The sequence below is a fragment of the Shewanella sp. NIFS-20-20 genome (genome assembly GCF_019209865.1).
In the GTDB taxonomy this organism is placed as follows: Bacteria; Pseudomonadota; Gammaproteobacteria; order Enterobacterales; family Shewanellaceae; genus Shewanella.
This window is the reverse complement of record NZ_JAHUTT010000027.1, coordinates 25468-47624: the sequence shown is the minus strand read 5'-3', so window position 1 is coordinate 47624 and position 22157 is coordinate 25468. Positions and strand designations below refer to the sequence as shown.

Sequence of the window (22157 nt, the reverse complement as noted above, 5' to 3'; positions counted from 1 at the left end):
GATTGATATGAGTACGCGCCAAAGCTTCTGAAAGTTGCATAAAAAAATCCGATGACAAGGGGTCATCGGATTTTGATCCTTTCAGTGAGATCGTCAAGCGATCTGTCTTAACTGATCGGCATTAGCCCATCGGGCGCCTTTATTGTATTGTCTGGCAATATCTATCAGGGCTTTTGGCAATGTGGGCAATAGACAGTGGCTCGCTGTCCCAGCTTAATTTCCCTTAGCAATAATCCACAGTGATGGCAGGGTTGATTACCCCGACCATAGACGCGTAACTCTTGGGCAAAATAGCCCGGTTTACCTTCGGCATTGGTAAAATCTTTTAAGGTAGTGCCCCCTTGGGTGATGGCATCGGCCAAGATGGTTTTCACCTTATGGGTTAACAAGGTCAGGCGTTGGTTATCAATCGAACCGGCGGCCGTTTGCGGATCAATGCCGGCGGCAAACAGGGCTTCATTGGCATAAATATTACCGACGCCCACGACAATATGATTGTCCATTAACGCCAGCTTGATGGCTTTCGTTTTGCCGTGGAGTGCTTGCGCGAGATACTCAGCATTAAAGGCGTCACTCAATGGCTCAGGCCCTAATTTGGCGAGCACGGGATGGCAACCATCCGGTAACTCACTCCATAACCAAGCACCAAAGCGGCGCGGATCATTAAGACGTAAGGCGCGGCCATTGGCCATCACCAAATCAATATGGTCGTGTTTCTCGGCCGGGGTATTCGCCGCTAAAACCCGTAAGCTGCCAGACATGCCGAGATGGATAATGGCAGTGCCAGCATCGGTTTCTAACAGTAAGTATTTAGCGCGGCGCCAAATGCGGTGAATTTTATGACCAATGATATTGGCCGCCACGTCAGGTACTGGCCATCGTAAATTGGGGTTTCTTACTATAAAACCCGTGACTTGCTGATTGAGCAAGTGCGGACTGATACCGCGACGAGTCACTTCAACTTCTGGTAATTCAGGCATAAAACCCCTAACGATTGGCGTTGGTCATTGGTGTTAGCGCCGCATTTAGGCTTGGCGGTATGGCAAACCAATTATTGGCTGGAGACTTTAACAGTTTTTGTTGCGGAAAATATAGCCATAACTGCATCTCAGACAGATTGCCGGCTTGGATCAGTAATTCTAGCGGGGACGATGAGATAGCCGGAGCGGCCAAAAGCGGCGATAAGGCCAGCATTTGCCAAGCGTTAGCCCATTGTTGGCAGTTAGTCACCGTCTCACTGCAAGTGATGACTTGGTTGTCAATCGCGAGCCACTCTTGTTCAAGTTGTAATTGTTGCAGTGGACTTTGGGTATCAAAGAAGGCCTGAGTCTCAGGCGCTGGCGGATTCATTTTGTCATGGATTAAGATCAAGCTTGCGATCATAACCAAGCAAAAAATAATAATGATGTTATTGATTTGTCGTCGACTTAGCGCCATTAACGATGACTTTTACAGTGAATTTCTAACAGTGTAACAGAGTCTTAGTCACAGTCTAGCCAGAGGCGCTGACGGACGAAGACTCATCTAATGAGCTAGCCGCCCGTGGCATTCATAAAGCGTAATATTTGGTTATGCTCGTGACCGCCAAAATCATGTTGTTGCGGTTTATGCCAAATAGCTTGGCTAATCACTTGTTTCAACATGGCAATATCGCCGGGATGTGCGCGTAACACGGCCTTTAAATCCACGGCGTTTTCATTGCCAAGGCACAGAAGTAATTGGCCTTCGACGGTCACACGCACTCGATTGCATTCGTGGCAAAAGTTATGACTGTGAGGCGAGATAAAGCCAATATAACAGTCACTATCAGCCATCTGATAATAGCGTGCAGGCCCAGCGGTACGCTCGCTTGACAGGGTTAATGGATATACTTGCTCAATGATGGCGCGAACCTCATCGCTGCTGCAATGGCGGGCGCTGGCGCGTGCTGATATTTCGCCAAGTGGCATTTCTTCAATAAAAGCGATATTGAGTGAGCGTTCGCGACAAAAATTAATGAGATCAATGACCTCATCGTCATTTTGCCCCTTCAGAATGACGGCGTTAAGCTTGATCTTCTCAAATCCTGCCGCCTTAGCGGCATCAATCCCGGCAATCACCCGTGCTAACTTGCCATTACGGGTGAGGGCGGTGAATTTTTGAGGGTCTAAGGTATCTAGGCTGATATTGAGGCGTGATAAGCCCGCGGCCTTCAGGCTCGGAGCTAACTTGGTTAAACGTGAGCCATTGGTGGTCATCGACAGTTCGCGCAAGTTCGGCAATTGAGTGAGCGCAGCGACTAATTGATCGCAATCTGAGCGCACCAAAGGCTCGCCGCCGGTCAGGCGGATTTTACTGACGCCTAGTTCAGTAAAGGCTTGGGCTATTTGCGCCAATTCCTCTAGGCTCAACACCTGTTTTTTATCAAGAAAACATGGGTCTTCACTCATGCAATAAACACAGCGGAAATCGCACCTATCGGTGACCGATAGGCGCAGATACTCGACTTTGCGATTAAACTTATCCAGCAAGGGCCCCATGGCGTCGGTAACCTTAGAGTAAGTCAGCAAACGGCTGAATATAAACGATTTGCCCTGGTGCAATCGCATCATCGGCATCGTCAATCACGATTAAGCAATTGGCCTTAACCATGGAGTTAAGCATGCCGGAACCTTGTGGGCCCGTGGTGCTAACATGGAGACGGCCATCATGACCTAAGTGATAAACACCGCGTAAAAATTCGCTGCGCCCGATGCGACTACTCAAGGGTTGATCGCTGATGGCTGGCAATAAAGGCGCTTGCCACTGATGCTCACCGGCCAGTTTACGCAGCGCGGGTTGAACAAATTGCAAAAAGGACACCATCACCGCCACTGGATTGCCCGGCAAACCAAAGAAGAGCGCATCGTTAATCTGACCAAACGCCAACGGGCGCCCTGGGCGCATATTGATTCGCCAGAAATTAATGCGTCCTATCTTAGCCAGTACCGTCTTAATGTAATCGGCATTACCGACCGATACCCCACCTGAGCTAATGATAACGTCGGCGGTAGCGGCTTGGGTTAATGCTTGGGTCAGCGCAGCTTCAGAATCTTCAATAATGCCAAGATCAACGACCTCACAACCTAATGCGGTTGCCATCGCGCTAATGGTGAAACGGTTCGCATCATAAATACAGTCAGGCTTGAGCGGTTCGCCCGGCTGACTGACCTCGTCGCCGGTACTAAATACGGCGATGACAGGTCGACGATACACATTGGCATTGGCAAAGCCGAGCGAAGCCAATAGGCCGATTTCGGCAGCACCTAAGCGTTGCCCAGCGCTGAGTGCGGTAGCGCCTTGGCGAATATCTTCACCGGCCAATCGTACATGTTGCCCCACAATGACCCCAGGTTCGCACTGCAGCTGACCGGCTTGCTCTGTGGTCAACTCTTTAGGGATCACGGTATCGGCACCTGCGGGAACCGGGGCTCCGGTCATGATCCGCACTGCTTCTGTGGCAAGTAATGGGCGGCCAAAGTTATGGCCGGCCAGCACTTCCCCAACGATCTGGTAGTTCTCGATGTTGGCGTCGTAGGCTAGGGCAAAACCATCCATTGCCGAGTTGGTTTGCTGCGGCACATTCACGGGGGAGATGGCATCTTGTGCCAATACCTTCCCGGCCAGTTGTTGCAAAGGCAGCGATTGGATCTCAGTGAGTGGGTTAACACAGTCAACAATGGCTTGCACGCCTTGAGCCACCGTTAAGGTCTGATTGGTTTGAGCCGGTGCGACTGTGGTTTGCGGGCGATGCGCCATCGCAGGTTGCCAATGGTTAACATAATCCATGACATAGTCAGCAATCGCACCCACATTGTTTAAATCTAAACGCGCCATGGTGGCTGGTAGCTGGGTATCGTCGCAACAGGCCACGGCCAAAATATTGTCATCATGCTCGTAAATAAATGGCTTGCCGTGCGCGGCGCGGTGGAGCTCAATTTTAGGCAATTCGAGTTTTTTAAAGCCTTCGACCAGCACCATATCGACTTTGTCGGCTTCAATTTGAGCGAGCAAGTGCGGTAATTGTGGATCACCGTCTACAGCGTCCTCAGTCATTAATGCCCAGCGAACATGGGAGGCAACCAGCATTTGTCTGGCGCCAGCTTTACGCATTTCGTAACTGTCTTTACCGGGAATATCGACATCAAAATTATGGTGGGCGTGCTTAATGACGGCTAAGCGTAATCCGCGCCGATTAAGCTCAGGGATTAATTGTTTCAGCAAGGTAGTTTTACCTGTGCCGCTATAGGCGCAAAACCCTAATACAGGAATAGAGAGCGGGTTTGAAAATGGAACAGTCATCGATGCCTCACTTAGCCATGCTGTGTAGGGTGGCTGCCAGTTGCTGTTTTTGCTCTGGCGTATTAACATTAACGAAAGCCTGCGGTTGATCGGCAAAGCTTACCTCTGCCACCCGTAAGCTGCGATACCAGAGATCAATTTTGCGATCGCCGCCATCTAAAAATGCCTGCATCGACTGGCGTAAGCTCGGTTTAAGCAGCATGATCACGGGTTGTTGGCGCTGGCCATCTGAGGCCACGGCCAGATCGGCTTGTTGTTGCTCTAAGGCGGTTTGCATCCGCGCGACTAAATCCAATGGCAGCAACGGGCAATCACAGGCCAAAGTGATCAGATATTGAGTGTCAGCGTCGCAATGATTTAGGGCGCTAACAATGCCTGCCAAGGGGCCAAGAAAACCAGAATCATTGTCAGTAAATACCAGATATCCGTAGCGCGCATACTTTGCTTGATTACGGTTGGCATTGATCATGATGTCAGCAACTTGGCCTTGAATACGATCAATCACGTGTTCGATCATCGGCTTGTCGTTGAGCGTCACTAATCCTTTATCGTCACCGCCCATGCGCTGGGCTCTACCGCCGGCAAGGATGACCGCTTTAATGGCTGACATATCGTTTCTCCTCAGGGAATTTACATGGCCAAGGCTGACAAATGAGACGTTGATTTTCAATGCGCCACTGCTGCTGACACATCTCGGTCAGGCCACATTGTTGATGGCTAGAGACCAGTAAGCCAGCACCTTGTTGTGCCAATGCGTTGACCATGGCTTGTACCAAGTGGCTGGACTCTAGATCCATATTTGAAATAGGTTCATCTAGTAATAATAATTTGGGATTTAATATCCAGGCTCGGGCAATGGCAAGACGTTGTCTTTCGCCACCGGAAAGATTGGCAGCATTGCTGCTAATCAGGTGTGATAGCCCTGCCATTTCAATCGCTTGATCTGTGCGCTGCTCAAGGGCTTTCCCTGAATCCCGGCTCAAACGAGCCGCAAAGTTGAGGTTATGTTTAACAGTACCCTCAAATAAATAGGGGTGTTGGTGCAAATACACCACGTGACCGAGGGGCGGCTTTTGCACCCCATTATCGGTGACGCTAAGGCGGCCTTGGCTGGGAGGGATGAGTCCCGCTAACAGCTTCATCAAGGTGGTTTTACCGCAACCATTGTCGCCTTGAAGATAAATATGTTGCCCTTGGCTGAACTGGAGTGCATCAATACTAAACAAGCGGCGTTGTTCGAATTGCATCACAATATCAGTGGCTTGCAGTGTAAGCATAAAGACCTGTTTAATGGCTGCGAGGCTCAGCTTTGCCTCTAAAGCTGCCAATACCAAAATTTAGTAATAGCGCTAAGATCAACAATACTAGACCTAAAGCAATCGCTTGAGCAAAATCGCCCTTACTGGTTTCCAAGGCGATAGCGGTAGGAATATTCCGAGTGGCGTACATGATATTGCCGCCCACCATCATTGAGCAACCGACTTCGGTCACAATCCGGCTAAAGGCAGCAATAATGGCTAAAATTAATGGCGCTCGCAGTTCGCGGCAGACGATCCATACCGCATGCCACCATGATGCCCCCATAGTGAGTGGGGTTTCCCAGGCGCGGCGATCGACACTTGAAAATGCCGCCTGACTCATGGCGATAAGTACCGGCGCACAAATCATCATTTGACCTAATATCATGCCTTTTTGGGTAAATAGCCAACCGAGGTCGCCCATAGGGCCGGTGCGAGTTAATAATAAATAGGCCAATAACCCAATCACAACCGTGGGAATAGACTGCAGTGTTTGTACTAAATTGGTGACCACCCAGCGGCCCGGGAAGCGGGTAAAGGCCAGAACAAAGCCGAGCATGATCGAGGGAACTAAGGTAATAAGAAGGGCAGAAAGTGAGACGATAAATGACACGCCTATGATCGACCACACCTCATGATTAAGTGAAAACAGCAGGCTTAAAGCCTGCTGTAATAATGCCGTCCAACTTTCAATCATTGCTGGTAAGTGGCCTTAAATAATTGCTCATCTTGTACCTTGTACTGATTGATCATTTGCTGCGCTTCATCGCTGATCATCCAGTCAGACAGGGCCTTGGCACCTTTGTGGTTGAGCTCTGGGTACTTGCTTGGGTTAATCAAGATAATTTGGTAAGGGTTGGCTAACGCATTGCCCCCATCAAAGTTGACTTTCAAATCGGTTTTGTTTTTATAAGCAACAAAGGTACCGCGGTCAGCCAAGGTGTAACCATGGAGCTCATTGGCCATTAAAATGGTTTTACCCATGCCTTGGCCCACTGAAGTGTAGCCAGAAAACTCAGGAGACATCGCCGCTTCTTTCCACAGAGATAATTCTTTCATATGGGTGCCGGAATTATCGCCACGAGAAATAAAGGGCACGTCTGAATGTGCGATGCGTTGCATGGCATCAGCCGCGGTTTTGCTTGAGCGGATGTTGGCGGGGTCATTATTAGGACCTAAGATCACAAAATCATTTTCCATAATGCCGCGTGGCATCCAACCAAAGCCTTCTTCGACAAACTTGGCCTCGGCGCCCGGGGCGTGGGTCATCACGACATCCACATCGCCTTGACGGCCTAAGGCTAATGCCTTGCCAGTACCTGTGGCAATGACTTGCACTTTATAACCTGATTCTTTTTCGAACGTGGGTAAAATGGCCGACAGTAACCCCGAATTTTCGGTGCTGGTGGTGGTCGCGAGTTTAACCACCTGATCGTTGGCCTTAGCTGGGCTGGCGGAGAGAAATAGCACGCCTAAAGAGAGTGTTAGCCATTGACCGATTGTTTTACTTTTCATATCTGCTCCAAAAATCCATCTGGTGTACCGCGCTAAGCAAAAGTGCTTGGTGCGGGCATTTTATTTCACTAATTGAGTCAGGGTAATAGCAAATACAATGCCAACTCAAAAATCGAGAAATAGAAGCCAGTTTGGCAAAAAGTGTGAACTTAGTCTGTATTTGATATCACAAGTTTCAGACAAAATGTCCTATGGCTCAGATTATTTGGTGCATAGTGACCAATTTCGACGTGACATTTGATAGACTCTGTTGCAATTGAGTCAAAATGTCCACAAGAGGACAAGATGAGCCTGAATCCAGTGAGATCTGCTACCCTGCCCACCGCCGTGTCTGTGCTAATTGTCGATGACGAGCCCGGCATGCGCAGTTTTTTAAGTAAAGCGCTTGCCAAAAAATTTGCCTTAGTCGAAACCGCAGGCAGTGTCGAAGAGGCTGAGCAGCTGCGCCAGCGTTGCCACTTTGACTTGTTGCTGGTGGACATTCGTTTACCGGGGCGTTCCGGTATTGAGTGGCATGAAGCCTTGTCAGATCAAGAGCGGCGCTCTGATGTGATCTTTATGACAGGGTTTGCCGATATGGAAGTCGCCATTCGTGCTCTGCGAGCCGGCGCCTCAGACTTTATCATGAAACCGTTTCATCTCGAACAGATGATGACCGCCGTTGACCGTTGTATTGAACGCCGTTTGTTAAAGCGTGAAAATTTAATGCTACGTCGTGAGGTGGCCATAGGTTACGCCAGTACCATCATAGGTAAGTCGCAAGCGATGTGCGATGTCAAAGACATTATTGCCCGGGTGGCGCCCACCAATTCAGTGGTGCTTATTCAAGGGGAGTCGGGTACCGGCAAAGAGTTGGTGGCGCGTCAGCTCCATCAGCTCAGTGGTCGCCAAGGGCCTTTTGTGCCAGTCAATTGTGGTGCCATCGCCCCGGAATTACTCGAAAGTGAACTGTTTGGTCACACGGCAGGTGCCTTTACTGGCGCCAAAGCGAGTCGCGAAGGATTATTTAGTTTTGCCTCTGGCGGCACCATCTTTTTAGATGAAATTGGTGAAATGCCATTAAAAATGCAGACCTCATTATTGCGGGTGCTCGAGCAAAAAGCTGTGCGACCAGTGGGCAGTGAAAAAGAGGTGAACATTGATGTGCGGGTGGTGGCGGCATCGAATCGTACCCTTATTGAAGAAGTCGAGGCCGGTAATTTCCGCCAAGATTTATTTTATCGCCTCAATGTACTCGATATCTTAATTCCTCCGTTGCGTGAGCGCCGTGATGACATAGTTGAATTGACTCATTATTTTACCTTGATGCTCTCAGCAGAGTTAGGGGTCAAGGATGTGGTATGGAGTCATGAAGATTTAGTCAAATTGCAGCAATATGATTGGCCGGGCAACATTCGAGAGCTGAGGAACATGATTGAGCGCTGCTTGTTGCTCGGTAAGCCGCCAGCAGAGTATTGGCGCAAAATCGAGCCGAAAGAGGAACAGGTGCAATCAGGTTACCCAACGGATTGGCCATTAAAGATGGTTGAAAAAGATCATGTGACGCGTGTCGTCGCCGCCTATGACGGTAATAAGAGTGCTGCAGCAAGGGATCTTGGGGTCTCACGTAAAACCTTGGATAGAAAATACAAAGAATGGTTTGAGGGTGATGCTGTTGAGGATCTTGGCTAAATGACATGGCTGGAGTCGGGGTTTAAGCAAATGTTTGGTATGAGCTGGATGCAGCTGAAGGCGAAGGTGCGGTATCGCATTTTAATTCTCACTCTGCTACCGATCTTGTTGACCTTAGTCAGCCTAGTGTTTATCACCATTTATTGGAATATTAGTTATACCGGCCAACAGCTCTTTATGAAGGTCAAAGCCGATCTGGCGGTGGCACAAAACACCTTAACTAGCCTGCAAGGCAAGCAGGCAGATCAACTGCAAAGCGTGGTATCTTCTTGGGATTTTCAGAATCATTTTCAACGGATAGGCGAAGAACAACAGATCCAGTTAATGGATGCTTGTTTGCAAAAGCAGCAACGAGAGCTCGGTTTAGATTTTTTACGGCTAGTGTCTGTCTCTGATGCTCAAGCGGATCCCAATTTACGGTTGATGCTACCTAAAACCCATCACCAACAAGCTTACTCAGGCTTGGTGGTGATGAGTGATCAGGCCTTGGGGCGCTTATCGGATCATCTGGCCGACCAAGCCATTATTCCGATTAAACCCACCAGTCGCGCCAAAGCACCGACCGCGACCGAGCTCACCCGCGGGTTAGTCAGTCGCAGTTTGCTCCCCGTGGCTGATAGCGAGGGCAATGTTTTTTGGTATCTCGATGGCGGGATCTTACTCAATCGCAATACCACTATCGTCGATGAAATTCGCGATCTAGTCTACGACGACGGCACCTTGCCAGAACGCTCTATTGGCGCGGTCACTATCTTTCTCGGTAATGTGCGTATTGCGACCAATGTGCCCTTAAATTTTTATCCCAGAGAAGGTCAAACGCGGGGGCGAGCTTTGGGGAGTTTAGTGTCTGAAGATGTTGATCAAAAGGTATTAACCGCAGGTCAGACTTGGGTCGATAGAGCCTTTGTGGTCGATGATTGGTTTGTGTCGGCATACGCACCGTTAAGCGATGTACGTGGTCATCGAGTTGGCATGATCTACACCGGCTTTTCGGAGTCGCCATTTGTCCATAACTATCTGTTAAATATCATCGAGCTCGGTACCATCTTAATGCTAGTGCTCTTAGTGTCTGGCTTATTGGTGTATCGCGGAGCCTATAGTCTTTTACAACCCATTGAGCGTATTCATCATGTGGTCAAGGGGGTGCAATCGGGCCGCAATATCCGCATTGGCCCATTAGGGTTAGAGCGCGATAATGAGTTGGCCCATTTAGCGGCGCAATTTGACCTGATGCTCGACCAACTGCAAGCGAGAAACCGCGAAATCCAAGCGGCGGCGGAACAGTTGGAAATGAAGGTTGAACAACGGACATTTAGCTTACAAGAAAAGACCTTGGAGCTAGAGCGCAACGTCAAGCTATTGAATGAAACGCGCCACCAACTGGTGACCAATGAAAAGCTGACGGCTCTTGGCGAATTAACCGCTGGTATTGCCCATGAAATCAATAATCCCACCGCGGTGATCTTGGGTAATATGGAGCTTATCCGCTATGAATTAGGCGACCAAGCGGATGGTGTGGAAGAGGAAATAGATCTAATTATTCAGCAGGTTGGCCGTATCAGCACCATCATTCGCAGCCTGTTGCAGTACAGCCGACCTGGCGAATTTAATGCACCGCTAGAAATGCATCAAGTGACCCCGATTATTGAAGAAACCATGGTATTGGTGCGTCATTCGATCAGCCAACAAGAAGTGATCTTGATTAAGGAGCTGCAAGCGCATTGCTTGGTCGAAATTAATCGACCTCAGCTGTTGCAGGTGTTGATTAATTTAGTGATTAACGCCACCCATGCCATGCAAGGTAAGGGACGAATTTGGATCCGCAGTTATGATTGGTATGCCCCTGGCGAGTCTGCTGCCGCAGGTGATCAGGCGCTTGGGGTCAGGATTGAAGTCGAAGACGAGGGCTGCGGTATTTCTGAGACTGGATTAAATCGGATTTTCGACCCATTTTATACCACTCGCAAAGACGGCACAGGGCTTGGCTTGTCATTAAGTTACGGCATTATTAAGCGATTAGGTGGCATTATCGAGGTAAGCTCGACTTTAGGTCAAGGCACCAAATTTACCATTGGTCTGTATCACCACGCGCGTGAAGCGGATGATAGCAATCCCTATGATGGCCTGCATTTTCAGTCAAATTGATGAGTGACGAGCAAAAAAAAACCGAGAAAAATCTCGGTTCAACAAAGGTTGCATAAGGCTGTCGCGCCTAAGATTAGCGCGACCAAGAACTTACCCGTAGGGCAATGCTCAGAACGCAATCAAATGATAATGATTATCATTTGATTGCACAAGTGCTTTAGCGCGTTGTCAGTGATTTATTGAGCGTAATCTTGTTATCCAAGCCAACATTGGCCACCGCCAGTGCGGTGATCTGATACTGGTGCTTGATCAGTAATTGCAGCATGGCGGCAAAGCGATTTTTGGTTTTCACCTCGATAGTGCGATACCCCTTGGTGCAGGCCCAATCTTGTTGTTGCACCAATAACGAATCAGCCAGCCCTAACTGTCTAAATTCAGGCAATACGCCACCGAGCCAGCTATAGAAGGTGTGCTCGTTGAGGGCATAACCTAGCTTGAAACCCGCCAACTCCCCTTCGACATACGCAAATTGAGCCAGTATTGGCTTGTCTTGCAGACGTTGCCGATAGTGCTCCTCACCATAGCTGTCTTGGCCAAATTGTTGGAACTCGGGGATCGCTGCCCCAGCACTTAGCAGCAGTGATAACGAGTGTTCATCAAGTTGTTCAACGTGAGATAAGGTGATGGTATACATGTAAACGTCTCAGTATTTAAATCAGTTTAGTGGCGGAAGCGCCGCTTAAAATCTTGTCTTGTAAGACTCTGAGTAACACCCCGTATGCAGGTAAGAATAAGGCGAAGCTAATGGCCAATTTAAAGCCATAATCCACCATGGCAATCTCAGGCCAATGTTGTGCCATAAACACATCGTTGGAGGCATAAAAAGCAATGCTGAAAAATACCAAGGTATCGACTAAGTTTCCGAGGAAGGTCGATGCCGCAGGGGCCACCCACCAACGGCTCATGGTGCGTAACTTGGCGAACACCCTGATGTCCATGAGTTGACCGACTAAATAGGCGGCAAAACTTGCAAAGGCAATGCGGAACATAAAGTCGTTAAATTCAGTCAGCGAGCCCAAACCTTGGAAGCTCCCCTGATGGAACAGCACGCCAATAATGTACGAAATCACTAAGGCAGGTACCATGGCCTTAAAAATAATGCCGCGAGCCTGTTGCTGTCCAAAAATCCGTACCGTGAGATCGGTGGCCAAATAGACGAACGGGAAACTAAAGGCACCCCAAGTGGTGTGGTAGCCAAAAATTTGAAAGGGTAATTGCACCAGGTAATTACTGGCGGTAATGATAAAAATATGGAAAGCAGTTAATAGCAATAGCGCGCGATGATATTGCGCCTTAGAAAGCATCAGCATCTTGTAGCCTTTTTAGTTTAAGGGCGGGGTTAGGGAACCCGCAAAAATCTCAGTGTTTGCTTCGCTGATCCATCGCCTGATGGCCGCGGAGGGCGCAAATTATAGGGAGCCGCTAACAGAAATCAAGTAGTAGGGCTAAAAATCGATCAGAATTGAGATGATGGTGGCCAGTTTGTTTTCTAGTTCTTGCCATTCGGCGTGGGGATCTGAGCCTGCGACAATGCCCGCACCGGCAAACAGGTTAATGCGATTAGGCTCAAACAAGGCACTACGAATGGCCACCGCAAATTCACTTTCCAAGCTATTAAAATAGCCGCAAGCACCCGCATACCAGCCGCGATGATAGCCTTCTTGATCGCGAATAAATGACATGGCCGCCTGCCGAGGTAAGCCGCCAACGGCGGGCGTTGGGTGTAATGCCTGCAGTAAATCAAAGTCATTAATCTCGCCTTTAAGCTCGGCGCGGATAGCGCGATGCAAATGCTGAATATGGGTTAGTTTAAATACCCTCGGGAGTTCATCGGCACCGACATAGTGACTTAATGGATTGAGCATATCAACGATATGTTCGCGAACTAACTGGTTTTCATACTTATTTTTGTCATCATCCAACAGTGCACGCGCTAACACTTCATCTTCTTCATCGCTAAGACCTCTGAGGGTCGTGCCGGCCAGTGCCTCGGTAAATAATTCGCGTTGACGGCGGCGAAATAAGCGCTCCGGCGAGCAGGAAATAAAGGCATGCTCAGGGCTAAATTGAAAGCCAAATTGAAAGCTATTGGGGTTACGACCTTGCCAGCAGGCCAGCACCATCCACGGATCTGCTTGACCATGAATATCGAGCTGGGTAATCCGCGATAACACCACCTTAGGGGTGGCTTGGTTAAAGTCAGGCGCAGTCACTTGCGTGACTAAGCTTTGCCAGCGCTCGAATGTTGGCAGATCGTGGCGGCTGCGTAGGGCTAATTTATGCGGCGGCATCAAAGGGCGGGCAGGCTTTATCTGCTGTAAACACTGGAGTGCTTCGGCTAATTCATTCTCGAGATTAGCCGCATCCAAATTAATATTGAGTTTGAGGCTAAAGTGCTCCGCGCTGCGCCGTAATTCGACTCTGGGTAGAACAAAGCGCGCTTGGCCAAATTCTGGCCAGCTTTTGAGGCTGCGATCAAAGGCGAGCCCACCGTAATAGCGAAATTGCGGGTTGTCACTCAATTGGCGTTGGCGTTGATAAACGGCGGCCAGTTGTTGGTCGCTGACATCTTGCTCAAAATAGAAACCTAAACATTGGCCTATGGCTGCGACTTCTTCAACTTTATCACGGCCTTGCCAGTAAATTCTTGGGTAGGTTTGCTGGGAAGCCAGCCAGGAAATCAGTGGGATCGCATCCACATCTTGAGACAGTTGGAGCAAGCGATCGCTGACACCTGAAGGTTGTTTTTTTAGCGAGTCAATTTTTCCCTTTAGGGTTTCAATGGCAGACAACAACGACTGAAAAGGCAAAATTGACTCCTACAACAAACAAAGACGCATAAAAATTGAAAAAGCAAAACGCTTAACAAGCCAATATTCATGCAATAGAACGTAATAATCGCTCAAATTAAGCTGCTGATTAGTCAGTGTCAACTAAATCGGCTCAGCTTGTGAGCTTATACCAATCCTTGGCTTAATGAGGGATTTACTTTGCTATCTGAGACATCAATTGTATCAGAGAAATACTGACCGGCATGGTTATCCGTTGGGACATTTTGTCTGTTACCTCGGCTCAAGCTTTGCCATTGACCTCAATTTATCGATCTCGGCAAATAAATGGCTATTTAGCGCTTGGAGCGCGCGCCTTGGTCTCCCACAATAATCATTTTGGCAGCCAACCTGGGAAACCTTTGTGAGCAACGCGCAAGTTAGTGCCGTCTTACCACGGATAGAATTATCTGGCATTCGACTCAGCATTGATTCGCATCCGATCTTGGATAATTTACAGTTAACCGTGTGTGCGGGTCAGTGTATCTGTGTGTGTGGCGATACTGGCGTTGGTAAGTCGACCCTATTGAAACTCATTGCCAATCAATATCATGCCCCCTATTCAGGCGAGCGTATCGTCCATGGAAACGGCCTGATTGCCTTAGTGATGCAAGATCCCAGTCGTCAATTCTTACGCCGCGAGATCGGGGCCGAAGTGGCTTTTGCCTTAGAAAACCTCGGTTACCGTAGCCAAGAAATGCCCGCATTAGTGCGGCGAGCATTGGACCGCGTCGGTCTTAGCTACCCCTTAGATTGGCCGATTGCTCAATTGTCGCTCGGCCAGCAGTATCGATTATTAGTGGCGGCACAAATAGTATATCAACCCGATATTCTGTTACTGGATGAGCCCTTTGCTCAGCTAGATGATGCCGGGGTGAGCGCCCTCATCACGGTATTGCAGGAATTAGCGCATGGGGGGGTTACGTTAGTTATCAGCGAACACCATCCCACCGCATTTATGGGCTTATGCGATGCCGTTTACCACTTGCATCAAGGCCAATTGCAACCATGGCAGCCGCCACGGGCGAGGGCGCTAACATCGTCACCATCCACCGCCATGGCCACGCCCCCCGCTAAGCTTGCGCCAGAGCCTGCGACCGACGCGCTCATCACCACCTCAGGGTTTGAGCTGAGTTATCCCCGTAAGCCGCCATTACTCAAGGTGCCGGCGCTGACAGTCACCGCCGGGCAATTGGTGATAATTTATGGCGATAACGGCGGCGGAAAATCGAGTTTATTAAAAGCCTTTTCAGGCATGGTCGCGCTGACTGATAGCGACGTCTTGGTGTTAGGTCGAGCCCCTGAGATTGGCTGTTATCAGCAGCAGTTAGGCTTGTTATTGCAGCGCCCCGCCCGACAATTATTTGCGCTGACAGTGCTCGATGAAGTGCAATTTAGCCTCACTCGTTTTGGTTTGGCGGCCATGGATGCGCGAGCCATCTTGACACGACTTGGCTTGGCCGCATTGGCGGCGCATTCACCGCATACCTTGTCTTATGGGCAACAGCATTTACTGGCGTTGGCATCTGTGATGGCTTATCAGCCCCGCTTGCTATTACTTGACGACCCCTTCGCAGGCCTCGATGCCATCAGCTGCAGCTATGTTTGGCGCGAAATAGCTTGGCTGAGAGCACAAGGTAGCGCCGTGCTGATTGCGATGCATAGATTGCCCGAACATGGGGGTGCCGACCAGTGGTGGCATATCCAGCAAGGCCAACTTGGCGTGAGGGCGAGCAATGCGAGCGCGTAATCCCTCACGGCCATCGTTGCCGCGGCCCAGCATCTCGCCATCTTGGGGGGTGATCTTGAGCCTTAGTTTATCGATATTGGCATTTATGGCGCCGGAAGCTGGGTTAGTGCCGCTGACAATCATTAGTACCGGCTTGTTATGGCAGGTGCGCTCAGCGGGCGGCTGGCGCGGCTTAGTCCAACTCTTTTTAGTGCAAATGCTGCTGACTCAAGCCTTGTATGTGTTGCTCTATGGGCCGCAATTGTGGTGGCAGGCCAGTGTCATTGTGTGGCGTTTGATGTTGGCTTTAGTGCCCGGTTGGTGGTTGGCACATCGCTATGCGCCGGAACAAACTGGAGCGGTATTTGCTAAGTGTTTACCACGGCAATGGGCTTTCGTGCTATCCGCCGCCTTATCGATGTTGCCGTATATTGCCTGCGAAGCCAAAGAAATTTGGCAAATTCAGCGTCTACGCGGCGCTAAGGTTAGTCTCAAACATTTGCGCCATCCTCGCCATTGGCGAGAGTTTTTCCAGTGCGTGTTATTCCCGTTATTAATCGCCTTACTCAAGCTGGCAAGAGAAAGCGCCGATGCTGCCCATTGCCGCCATTTCCATAGTCACCACCAGGCCAAACACCAGTATTGGCAGCAGGATAAAACTCGATGATCTTGGCTCGATTTACCTTACAACAATCATTATTCATAGGCTTTTGTGCCTGTTTACTTGTGGCGCTCAAAAGCATGCTCAAACTGAAATTAGGCATCTCAGGCCATTCGATGTTGCTGATGAGTTTTTTCTACCTGATTTGTTATGGCGCCTGCGGTCGCATCGGCAGCATTACTGCCTGTGGCTTGATGGCGGGGTTATTGTCGATGTTGCTCGGCGTCGGTAAAGGGGGCCCCTTGATCTTAATTAAGTATGTCATGCCCGCCATGGCGATGGATCTCACCTTATTGATATTCCCCATTGCCTTGATGAGCCGCAGTATTTTTATATTGGCTGTGACCGGTGCACTGGCATGGGGGCTAAAAGACGGCGTATTTCGGGCCTTGGCGGGGATGGCATTGGATGCCGCCGCGTTAACGGTGGCGATCAGCACAGCGCAAGGCCTAGTGTTTGCCATTGGCGGCATCGCCTTGGCCATTCCAGTGCTAAAGCAATTGAAAGCTCATGATTTAATCAATGACCATAGAGTGTAGTAATGAATCTTGAATACCTTATTTGTATTGATGACACCGATGATATTGGCACCAAGGGAACGGGGGAGATTGCCGAAGAACTAGCGCAAATGTTGCTGCAGCAATGGGGCGGGCATGCCTCATTAGTGAGTCGTCATCAATTATTTGTCCATCCAGATATCCCTTACACTTCCCACAACAGTGCCATGTGTTTTCGCTATCAAAGCCCCTTAGCTCAGCTTGCCGACATTGTGGCGTTGGCCTCTGAGATGTTAGTGGCAGAGTCGGCGCCGGCCGCCGATCCTGGCTTAGCCGTGGTTGCTGCGCCGAGTTGGCAACAGCAACAGGCATTGATAGCTTTTGGTTTGCAAGCCAAGCGCCAAGTGCTAACAAAGTCTCAGGCTTATGACTTGGCCGCTGCGCAGCAGATACATTTATCCGAGCATGGTGGCACAGGCCAAGGCGTCATAGGGGCCATAGCCGGGTTAGGCTTGTTTCTACAGGGCAGTGATGGCCGCATTAAAGGTCAATTTAATCTGGGGCAAAGTTCGCCAACCGCGGTCGTGATGACGGTCGCCGAGATTATCGCTACCACCGGCTTAGATAAGGTCATCGACACCGCGGGCGGTGAGATTGGCGCGAATGCTCGCATCCATTTATCGGGCAAGGTCAAGGCCGTGCGTTATCAGCATGCCAATGCCTTGCTGGTGGTCGCCGTAGATGGCGAATTTCATAATGCTGGCAAGTCGGTATTGAAGGGGTATTAATGATGCAAATATCGGCGGTATATCGCAAGTATGCGACAAATACCTGCGTGATTGATGAGGAAGATTATTCCTTATCACGACAGTTGGCGCTAGAATGTGGCCTCTTCGCGCAAGATGATGAAGATGAGCAAACGGATCCCACCTTGCTATCTTGCTTTAATTGTCGATATCGGCGTTGGTTAACGATAGGATTTGAGTGCAAAGTATCAAGGCCATTGACGGTTCGCTAAGTCAGCATAAGTGAATGCGTCAATCCATACCAAGCCTCCCGCGCCTTAGTCTATAAACCGCCTTTTTGTTTGGCGGTTTTTTTGTACTTATATTTGACAGTTCTGGGCAAGAAATCATTTCTTGTAATATGTTTATATAGAGTCCTTTCTCGCCTATTGGAGTGTTCTTTACATGGATAGTTCTGCCGTAACGGAAGAATTGTTAAAGATACCAGTGACCAAGTTGGCCGTGGGTATGTATGTGACCGCCATTGAAAATAATGGCAAGGTTGCTATTGCTAATGCCGGCCAAGTAAAGAACAAGGAAGCTATCCGCAAGATCCTCACCAGTGGTATCAAGTTCGTTTGGGTCGATATCGCCAAGTCAGCCAAAGGCTCAATGCCGTCCGTAAAAAAGAAGGCCGCGCCCACGGGTAATCGTAGTGTTCGCCAACAAAACGCCAAAAAAATTCTCGGCGAAGCCAAAGGATTAATTAAAAAGGTCATGGGCGAGATCTACGAAGGTAAAGCCATCGAGGTTGAACCGTTTGCCGCGCTGGCAGATAGCATGATTGAATCGGTGATGTTAGATGTCGATGCCTTTAAATGCATTTCCGCACTACGCTCTAAAGATGCTTACTTGCTCGAGCATTCAGTCAATGTGGCCTTTTTATTAGTGACCTTTGGGCGTCATCTGAAGCTCGATAAAGAATTGATGAAGCAAATTGCTATCGGCGGAATTTTGCATGATGTCGGCAAAATTCGGGTCGATAATAAAGTGCTGCATAAGCCCGGTAAGTTATCGCCGGAAGAGTTTGAGCATATGAAGTTGCATCAAGTCTATGCCCTCGAAGAAATGGAAGCGGCGCGAGGGTTATCGCAAATATCTAAAGATGTCTGCTTGATGCATCATGAGAAGTTGGATGGCAAAGGCTATCCTTGTGGCTTAAAAGGCGATGAGTTGCCTTTGCATGGCCGCATGAGTTGTATTTGCGATATCTTTGATGCGCTCACCGCGACTCGCTGTTATAAGCAAGCCATGAGCCCCGCCGCCGCCTTTAAGATCCTCTTGAGTCTCACGCCATTCCATCTAGACCAACAGCTAGTGTACGAATTCATTCGTTGTGTGGGGGTTTACCCCGTCGGCTCGCTGGTGGAATTATCTGATGGCCGAGTCGGCATTGTCTGGGACGCCAAAGACCGCGATGCGCTGCACCCCGTGGTGAAGTGTTTCTATTCGCTCAAGCATTACCGATATACCGAGGTCGACTTCATCGATTTGAATAAATCTGAGTTAGAAATCGAGCGCGGCGTGTCACCCAGTAGTTTGGATGTCGACCCCACCCCGTTTTATTGATGCCTGCATCTTTGCCCCAGTGTGAATGGCTTTAATGGCGACAGTGGCGTGATTGCTGGCCTGAGCGCTAGTGGTAAGGCATCGCGGCGCGTCCACTACCTTGTGCCTTAGCCTATGCCTAATGTCACAGCTCGTTCAGGGGATGCAAGTTCCCCCACGGTTTTTAAGCCATGCATGCACCGCAAGGCCTGCATTCGGCTTGCGGATGCGGCCACAAAAAAAAGCCAGGTTACCTCATGGTAACAAACTCTTCAGCGCCGGTGGGGTGCAGGGCAACACAGGCATCGAAATCGGCCTTGGTCGCGCCCATCTTAATCGCCACGCCGAATCCTTGCAGGATTTCGTCCATGCCAAAACCTATGCCATGTATACCGACGACTTGCTCATTGTCGCCAGCACATACGAGTTTGAATTTACATTCTTGGCGATGGGCTGTGATGGCGGTATACATGGAGGCAAAGGTTGAGCGATACACTTTAACCTGATCTTCCCCATATTTTTCAATGGCCTGAGGTTCGGTTAATCCCATGGTGCCAATCGGTGGGTGGCTAAAGACCACGGTTGGGACGGTGGCATAATCCATTTTGGCATGGGGCAAATTGCCAAAGAGTCGTTCAGATAAGAGTCGACCCGCTTTGACTGCCACCGGCGTTAACTCAATGCCGCCTGCCATGATATCGCCGACACAGTAAATGCCTTTATCTGTGGTGTTTTGGTATTCATCGGTGACAATAAAGCCGCGACTATCACGTGTGACTTGGGTATGTTCCAGGCCAATATCGTCGGTTGATGGCGTGCGGCCAATGGCCCAGATTAAGCAATCAACCTGATGCTGCTGTCCATTTTCAAGGGTGAGGATCAGGCTACCATCGGCTTGTTTCTCAACCGAGGTCGGAATGCTGTGCGGATGCACGGTTGGGCCAGTCTGCCCCATGGCGTCCATCAAGGCTTCGCTGATCATGGGATCAAAATTACGCAGCGGCATGTGCTTGCGCACAAATAAATGAGTCTCGCTGCCCAAGGCATGTAACACACCAGCGACTTCGACGGCGATATAGCCCGCGCCCACTACGGCGACTCGTTTAGGTTGTTCACTTAGGGCAAAAAAGCCATCAGAGTCGATACCGTATTCGGCGCCGGGGATCGCTGGGTAGCTAGGGCGGCCACCGGTTGCGATAAGAATGTGATCAGCGGTGTACTCGACACCATTCACTTCGACGGTACGACTATTGATAAAGCGGCCATAGCTACGCTCGACCGTGACTTGGTTGCTGGCAAGGCCACGATCGTAGGCGCCATGAATGCGACCGATATAGGATTCTCGGCTATTGATTAAGGTTTTCCAGTCAAAATTATTTACGGTTACGTCAAAGCCATAATCTTTAGCATATAAATGCATGGCTTCGGCAATTTGAGCCCCGTACCACATGACTTTTTTGGGAACGCAGCCAACATTGACACAAGTGCCACCCAAGGCTTTAGCTTCGATTAACAGAACCTTAGCGCCACGCATGGCGGCTCGATTGGCTGACGCGATACCACCACTACCAGCGCCTAAACATATATAGTCAAAATGTTGTGTCATTGGATATCTCCATCCTTGCGGCTAACGAGCAATAATGAGCTTATTGTAAGGAGGATGATAGCAAAATGATACAGGCTATTTTGTGGCGCCTTTGCCGCGTTCGCTGGCGCTCATCTAGGCTATGAGACTGATTTAACGTCGATATAAACAGCGGTCATGATCGCCAGACTTTGGGCCTTGCCCTGCACAATCCAAGCATTGCCATTCTTGCTGGCGTGCGTTTAGTTCAGTGTCTTGGTGACCATGGCGTTGGCGCTTGTCACTCAGTTGTTTGATCCTGCTATTAAGCCAGCGGCAACTGGGGTCGTTAGCCACATGCGCAGCGGACGATTGACGGCGCTTGGTGGGTGTCTCTTGGCGAGCAGGGGGCGCTTGAGTGGCTGGCATCACTAAATTGGGCGGCATGGATGGTATGGCAATTGGGTTGCCTTCGGCATCTCTTGCGCCATCGCGCGGCAGGGGATGAGTGGCATTTAATGGGGGGGCATCCGCCGCGCTGACCAGACCGCTGCTCAGGGTGCAGACTAGGAGTGCGCGCACTAACCAAGATGTTGTCATGACAAGTCTCCGGCGAAGGTTTATCGCTGAGTGTAGACTATCTTGGTGGGTGTTAAGGCTGGCAGAGTGGGATCATCGAGCCGCCAACATGACAGCTTGGTGATCCTACGTGAGCCAGAAGCCGTTACATGGCCCAGCTTAAATTCACTCCGGCCCAGGTTTGATCTTGATTAGCTTCGGGGTTGCCAGTGACTTGGGTTTCTCTGTCCATGGCGTGGCCGGCAAACACTTGGTTGGCGGTCACACTCACTGTCAGGTTCGGTTGCACCGTGAATTGGGCTCCGAGGGTCAAGGTGGTGTTATCTGAGCCCTTATGATCATGATTCACATAACCATAGTTAAAGCCCTGCACTGCACTGGCATATAAATAAGTGGCTTCCGAAGGATGGAAACCCGAGGTGAGGCCGAGCTCTAAATAGCCGCCTTTACTGACGGTTGAATACTGGTAGTTAACACTGGGCATGAGCCATTCGTAGTCGTTGTACTCCATGTTGACGATAAAATCATTGTCTGTGTATCTGTCATCGCCATAGCCTTCGACTTTTTGGTAGGTCAAGGTGGTGTTAATGTCGTAAAAACTCGGTAAATAATACTCTACGCCAATATCCATCTCGGTATAGTTCACACTATCGGCACGGCCTACGCTGATATAACTGCCAAAGTTTTCGCCAGAATAGGCGGCTGTGCCCCAAAAAACGCCGCCTTTTGCCAGTTGATTGCGACCTTCTGAAATATATTTGGAGTCCCATTCGGTACTGAGGTTGATCTCTCCGGCCATAGCATTGCCGGCAACACAGGATCCGATTAACACGAGTGCGATTGGAGTTTTCATCAATAAATTCCCTGTTGAACTGGAAAACGTTAAACAATAATTTGATTATAAGAATGATAATGATTATCAATTGTGATATCGGTTTGATTTTCACATTGTTGATGCAATATCTACCACGATAGAGTCGCGAAAATGATGTTTCATATCGTCGGTGTCAGTTGGAA

The 22157-nt window shown here is 49.5% G+C and carries 22 protein-coding genes; 8 read left to right on the top strand and 14 right to left on the bottom strand.

The genetic code is table 11. The features are described 5' to 3' along the window. Positions 1 to 164: 164 nt before the first annotated feature. From mutM to KU855_RS10295, 8 genes are all read right to left on the bottom strand, one after another. Positions 165 to 980: a bifunctional DNA-formamidopyrimidine glycosylase/DNA-(apurinic or apyrimidinic site) lyase gene (gene mutM / locus KU855_RS10330; protein WP_218530199.1), complete on the bottom strand. Its 816-nt coding sequence runs from the start codon at positions 978 to 980 to the stop codon at positions 165 to 167. A 7-nt stretch (positions 981 to 987) separates the two neighbouring features. After that, a complete protein-coding gene (locus tag KU855_RS10325; RefSeq protein WP_218530198.1) occupies positions 988 to 1383 on the bottom strand; it encodes a hypothetical protein in 396 nt (131 codons plus the stop codon). 149 nt (positions 1384 to 1532) lie between these two features. Then, positions 1533 to 2519 (bottom strand): GTP 3',8-cyclase MoaA, encoded by a 987-nt coding sequence (gene moaA, locus KU855_RS10320; RefSeq protein WP_218530206.1) that lies wholly within the window; start codon positions 2517 to 2519, stop codon positions 1533 to 1535. Positions 2520 to 2532: 13 nt separating this feature from the next. Beyond that, the gene (locus KU855_RS10315; RefSeq protein ID WP_218530197.1) at positions 2533 to 4320 is read right to left on the bottom strand and encodes a bifunctional molybdopterin-guanine dinucleotide biosynthesis adaptor protein MobB/molybdopterin molybdotransferase MoeA; all 1788 of its coding nucleotides are present in this window, start codon (positions 4318 to 4320) and stop codon (positions 2533 to 2535) included. Between the two features lie 7 nt (positions 4321 to 4327). Continuing rightward, a complete protein-coding gene (gene mobA / locus KU855_RS10310) occupies positions 4328 to 4930 on the bottom strand; it encodes a molybdenum cofactor guanylyltransferase MobA (protein ID WP_218530196.1) in 603 nt (200 codons plus the stop codon). Further along, positions 4917 to 5597 carry an ATP-binding cassette domain-containing protein gene (locus KU855_RS10305; RefSeq protein ID WP_218530195.1) on the bottom strand — a complete coding sequence of 227 codons (681 nt, stop codon included), beginning with the start codon at positions 5595 to 5597 and terminating at the stop codon, positions 4917 to 4919. Before KU855_RS10305 ends, mobA begins: the two co-directional genes overlap by 14 nt. A gap of 10 nt (positions 5598 to 5607) precedes the next feature. Beyond that, positions 5608 to 6315: an ABC transporter permease gene (locus tag KU855_RS10300; protein ID WP_218530194.1), complete on the bottom strand. Its 708-nt coding sequence runs from the start codon at positions 6313 to 6315 to the stop codon at positions 5608 to 5610. Further along, positions 6312 to 7133, bottom strand: a complete 822-nt coding sequence (locus KU855_RS10295) for a substrate-binding domain-containing protein (RefSeq protein ID WP_218530193.1) — start codon at positions 7131 to 7133, stop codon at positions 6312 to 6314. The genes KU855_RS10300 and KU855_RS10295 overlap by 4 nt, the downstream gene beginning before the upstream one ends. Positions 7134 to 7418: 285 nt before the next feature. Between KU855_RS10295 and KU855_RS10290 the strand changes: the two genes are divergently transcribed. Together KU855_RS10290 and KU855_RS10285 are read left to right on the top strand one after the other, a co-directional pair. Continuing rightward, positions 7419 to 8804 carry a sigma-54 dependent transcriptional regulator gene (locus KU855_RS10290; RefSeq protein ID WP_218530192.1) on the top strand — a complete coding sequence of 462 codons (1386 nt, stop codon included), beginning with the start codon at positions 7419 to 7421 and terminating at the stop codon, positions 8802 to 8804. After that, a complete protein-coding gene (locus KU855_RS10285) occupies positions 8805 to 10949 on the top strand; it encodes a HAMP domain-containing sensor histidine kinase (RefSeq protein ID WP_256260972.1) in 2145 nt (714 codons plus the stop codon). A 157-nt stretch (positions 10950 to 11106) separates the two neighbouring features. Here the strand turns inward: KU855_RS10285 and KU855_RS10280 are convergent, their stop codons facing one another. The 3 genes from KU855_RS10280 to KU855_RS10270 form a co-directional block, all read right to left on the bottom strand. Continuing rightward, on the bottom strand, positions 11107 to 11583 hold the full coding sequence (locus KU855_RS10280) for a GNAT family N-acetyltransferase (RefSeq protein WP_218530191.1): 477 nt from the start codon (positions 11581 to 11583) through the stop codon (positions 11107 to 11109). 16 nt (positions 11584 to 11599) lie between these two features. Continuing rightward, the gene (locus KU855_RS10275; protein WP_218530190.1) at positions 11600 to 12259 is read right to left on the bottom strand and encodes a 7-cyano-7-deazaguanine/7-aminomethyl-7-deazaguanine transporter; all 660 of its coding nucleotides are present in this window, start codon (positions 12257 to 12259) and stop codon (positions 11600 to 11602) included. Positions 12260 to 12394: 135 nt separating this feature from the next. Further along, positions 12395 to 13759, bottom strand: a complete 1365-nt coding sequence (locus tag KU855_RS10270) for an isochorismate synthase MenF (protein WP_218530189.1) — start codon at positions 13757 to 13759, stop codon at positions 12395 to 12397. A 382-nt stretch (positions 13760 to 14141) separates the two neighbouring features. Here KU855_RS10270 and KU855_RS10265 point away from each other — a divergent pair, with 382 nt between their 5' ends. From KU855_RS10265 to KU855_RS10240, 6 genes are all read left to right on the top strand, one after another. Beyond that, entirely contained in the window at positions 14142 to 15527 is a 1386-nt protein-coding gene (locus tag KU855_RS10265) for an ABC transporter ATP-binding protein (protein WP_218530188.1), read from the top strand. Further along, positions 15514 to 16173, top strand: coding sequence for an energy-coupling factor transporter transmembrane component T (locus KU855_RS10260; RefSeq protein ID WP_256260971.1), 660 nt, complete (start codon positions 15514 to 15516; stop codon positions 16171 to 16173). The genes KU855_RS10265 and KU855_RS10260 overlap by 14 nt, the downstream gene beginning before the upstream one ends. Further along, entirely contained in the window at positions 16170 to 16706 is a 537-nt protein-coding gene (locus tag KU855_RS10255) for a core component of ECF transporter (protein WP_218530186.1), read from the top strand. The genes KU855_RS10260 and KU855_RS10255 overlap by 4 nt, the downstream gene beginning before the upstream one ends. Before the next feature lie 2 nt (positions 16707 to 16708). Next, positions 16709 to 17452 (top strand): DNA-binding protein, encoded by a 744-nt coding sequence (locus tag KU855_RS10250; RefSeq protein ID WP_218530185.1) that lies wholly within the window; start codon positions 16709 to 16711, stop codon positions 17450 to 17452. Beyond that, complete coding sequence (locus tag KU855_RS10245; protein WP_218530184.1) at positions 17452 to 17682, top strand: hypothetical protein; 231 nt, start codon at positions 17452 to 17454, stop codon at positions 17680 to 17682. Before KU855_RS10250 ends, KU855_RS10245 begins: the two co-directional genes overlap by 1 nt. Before the next feature lie 172 nt (positions 17683 to 17854). Beyond that, positions 17855 to 19018, top strand: a complete 1164-nt coding sequence (locus KU855_RS10240) for an HD-GYP domain-containing protein (RefSeq protein WP_218530183.1) — start codon at positions 17855 to 17857, stop codon at positions 19016 to 19018. Positions 19019 to 19247: 229 nt separating this feature from the next. On the opposite strand, the gene gorA is transcribed toward KU855_RS10240, so the two are convergent. The 3 genes from gorA to KU855_RS10225 form a co-directional block, all read right to left on the bottom strand. Then, a complete protein-coding gene (gene gorA / locus KU855_RS10235) occupies positions 19248 to 20603 on the bottom strand; it encodes a glutathione-disulfide reductase (protein WP_218530182.1) in 1356 nt (451 codons plus the stop codon). A 132-nt stretch (positions 20604 to 20735) separates the two neighbouring features. Then, positions 20736 to 21161 (bottom strand): hypothetical protein, encoded by a 426-nt coding sequence (locus KU855_RS10230; protein ID WP_218530181.1) that lies wholly within the window; start codon positions 21159 to 21161, stop codon positions 20736 to 20738. Between the two features lie 124 nt (positions 21162 to 21285). After that, entirely contained in the window at positions 21286 to 21993 is a 708-nt protein-coding gene (locus KU855_RS10225; protein ID WP_218530180.1) for a hypothetical protein, read from the bottom strand. Between the last annotated feature and the right edge of the window lie 164 nt (positions 21994 to 22157).

What these genes read in the sequence shown, in the direction of transcription:
- mutM (WP_218530199.1), bottom strand. Translation starts at nt 980, where the DNA reads ATGCCTGAATTACCAGAAGTTGAAGTGACTCGTCGCGGTATCAGTCCG.
- KU855_RS10325 (WP_218530198.1), bottom strand. Translation starts at nt 1,383, where the DNA reads ATGATCGCAAGCTTGATCTTAATCCATGACAAAATGAATCCGCCAGCG.
- moaA (WP_218530206.1), bottom strand. Translation starts at nt 2,519, where the DNA reads ATGGGGCCCTTGCTGGATAAGTTTAATCGCAAAGTCGAGTATCTGCGC.
- KU855_RS10315 (WP_218530197.1), bottom strand. Translation starts at nt 4,320, where the DNA reads ATGACTGTTCCATTTTCAAACCCGCTCTCTATTCCTGTATTAGGGTTT.
- mobA (WP_218530196.1), bottom strand. Translation starts at nt 4,930, where the DNA reads ATGTCAGCCATTAAAGCGGTCATCCTTGCCGGCGGTAGAGCCCAGCGC.
- KU855_RS10305 (WP_218530195.1), bottom strand. Translation starts at nt 5,597, where the DNA reads ATGCTTACACTGCAAGCCACTGATATTGTGATGCAATTCGAACAACGC.
- KU855_RS10300 (WP_218530194.1), bottom strand. Translation starts at nt 6,315, where the DNA reads ATGATTGAAAGTTGGACGGCATTATTACAGCAGGCTTTAAGCCTGCTG.
- KU855_RS10295 (WP_218530193.1), bottom strand. Translation starts at nt 7,133, where the DNA reads ATGAAAAGTAAAACAATCGGTCAATGGCTAACACTCTCTTTAGGCGTG.
- KU855_RS10290 (WP_218530192.1), top strand. Translation starts at nt 7,419, where the DNA reads ATGAGCCTGAATCCAGTGAGATCTGCTACCCTGCCCACCGCCGTGTCT.
- KU855_RS10285 (WP_256260972.1), top strand. Translation starts at nt 8,805, where the DNA reads ATGACATGGCTGGAGTCGGGGTTTAAGCAAATGTTTGGTATGAGCTGG.
- KU855_RS10280 (WP_218530191.1), bottom strand. Translation starts at nt 11,583, where the DNA reads ATGTATACCATCACCTTATCTCACGTTGAACAACTTGATGAACACTCG.
- KU855_RS10275 (WP_218530190.1), bottom strand. Translation starts at nt 12,259, where the DNA reads ATGCTGATGCTTTCTAAGGCGCAATATCATCGCGCGCTATTGCTATTA.
- KU855_RS10260 (WP_256260971.1), top strand. Translation starts at nt 15,514, where the DNA reads ATGCGAGCGCGTAATCCCTCACGGCCATCGTTGCCGCGGCCCAGCATC.
- KU855_RS10255 (WP_218530186.1), top strand. Translation starts at nt 16,170, where the DNA reads ATGATCTTGGCTCGATTTACCTTACAACAATCATTATTCATAGGCTTT.
- KU855_RS10250 (WP_218530185.1), top strand. Translation starts at nt 16,709, where the DNA reads ATGAATCTTGAATACCTTATTTGTATTGATGACACCGATGATATTGGC.
- KU855_RS10245 (WP_218530184.1), top strand. Translation starts at nt 17,452, where the DNA reads ATGATGCAAATATCGGCGGTATATCGCAAGTATGCGACAAATACCTGC.
- KU855_RS10240 (WP_218530183.1), top strand. Translation starts at nt 17,855, where the DNA reads ATGGATAGTTCTGCCGTAACGGAAGAATTGTTAAAGATACCAGTGACC.
- gorA (WP_218530182.1), bottom strand. Translation starts at nt 20,603, where the DNA reads ATGACACAACATTTTGACTATATATGTTTAGGCGCTGGTAGTGGTGGT.
- KU855_RS10230 (WP_218530181.1), bottom strand. Translation starts at nt 21,161, where the DNA reads ATGACAACATCTTGGTTAGTGCGCGCACTCCTAGTCTGCACCCTGAGC.
- KU855_RS10225 (WP_218530180.1), bottom strand. Translation starts at nt 21,993, where the DNA reads ATGAAAACTCCAATCGCACTCGTGTTAATCGGATCCTGTGTTGCCGGC.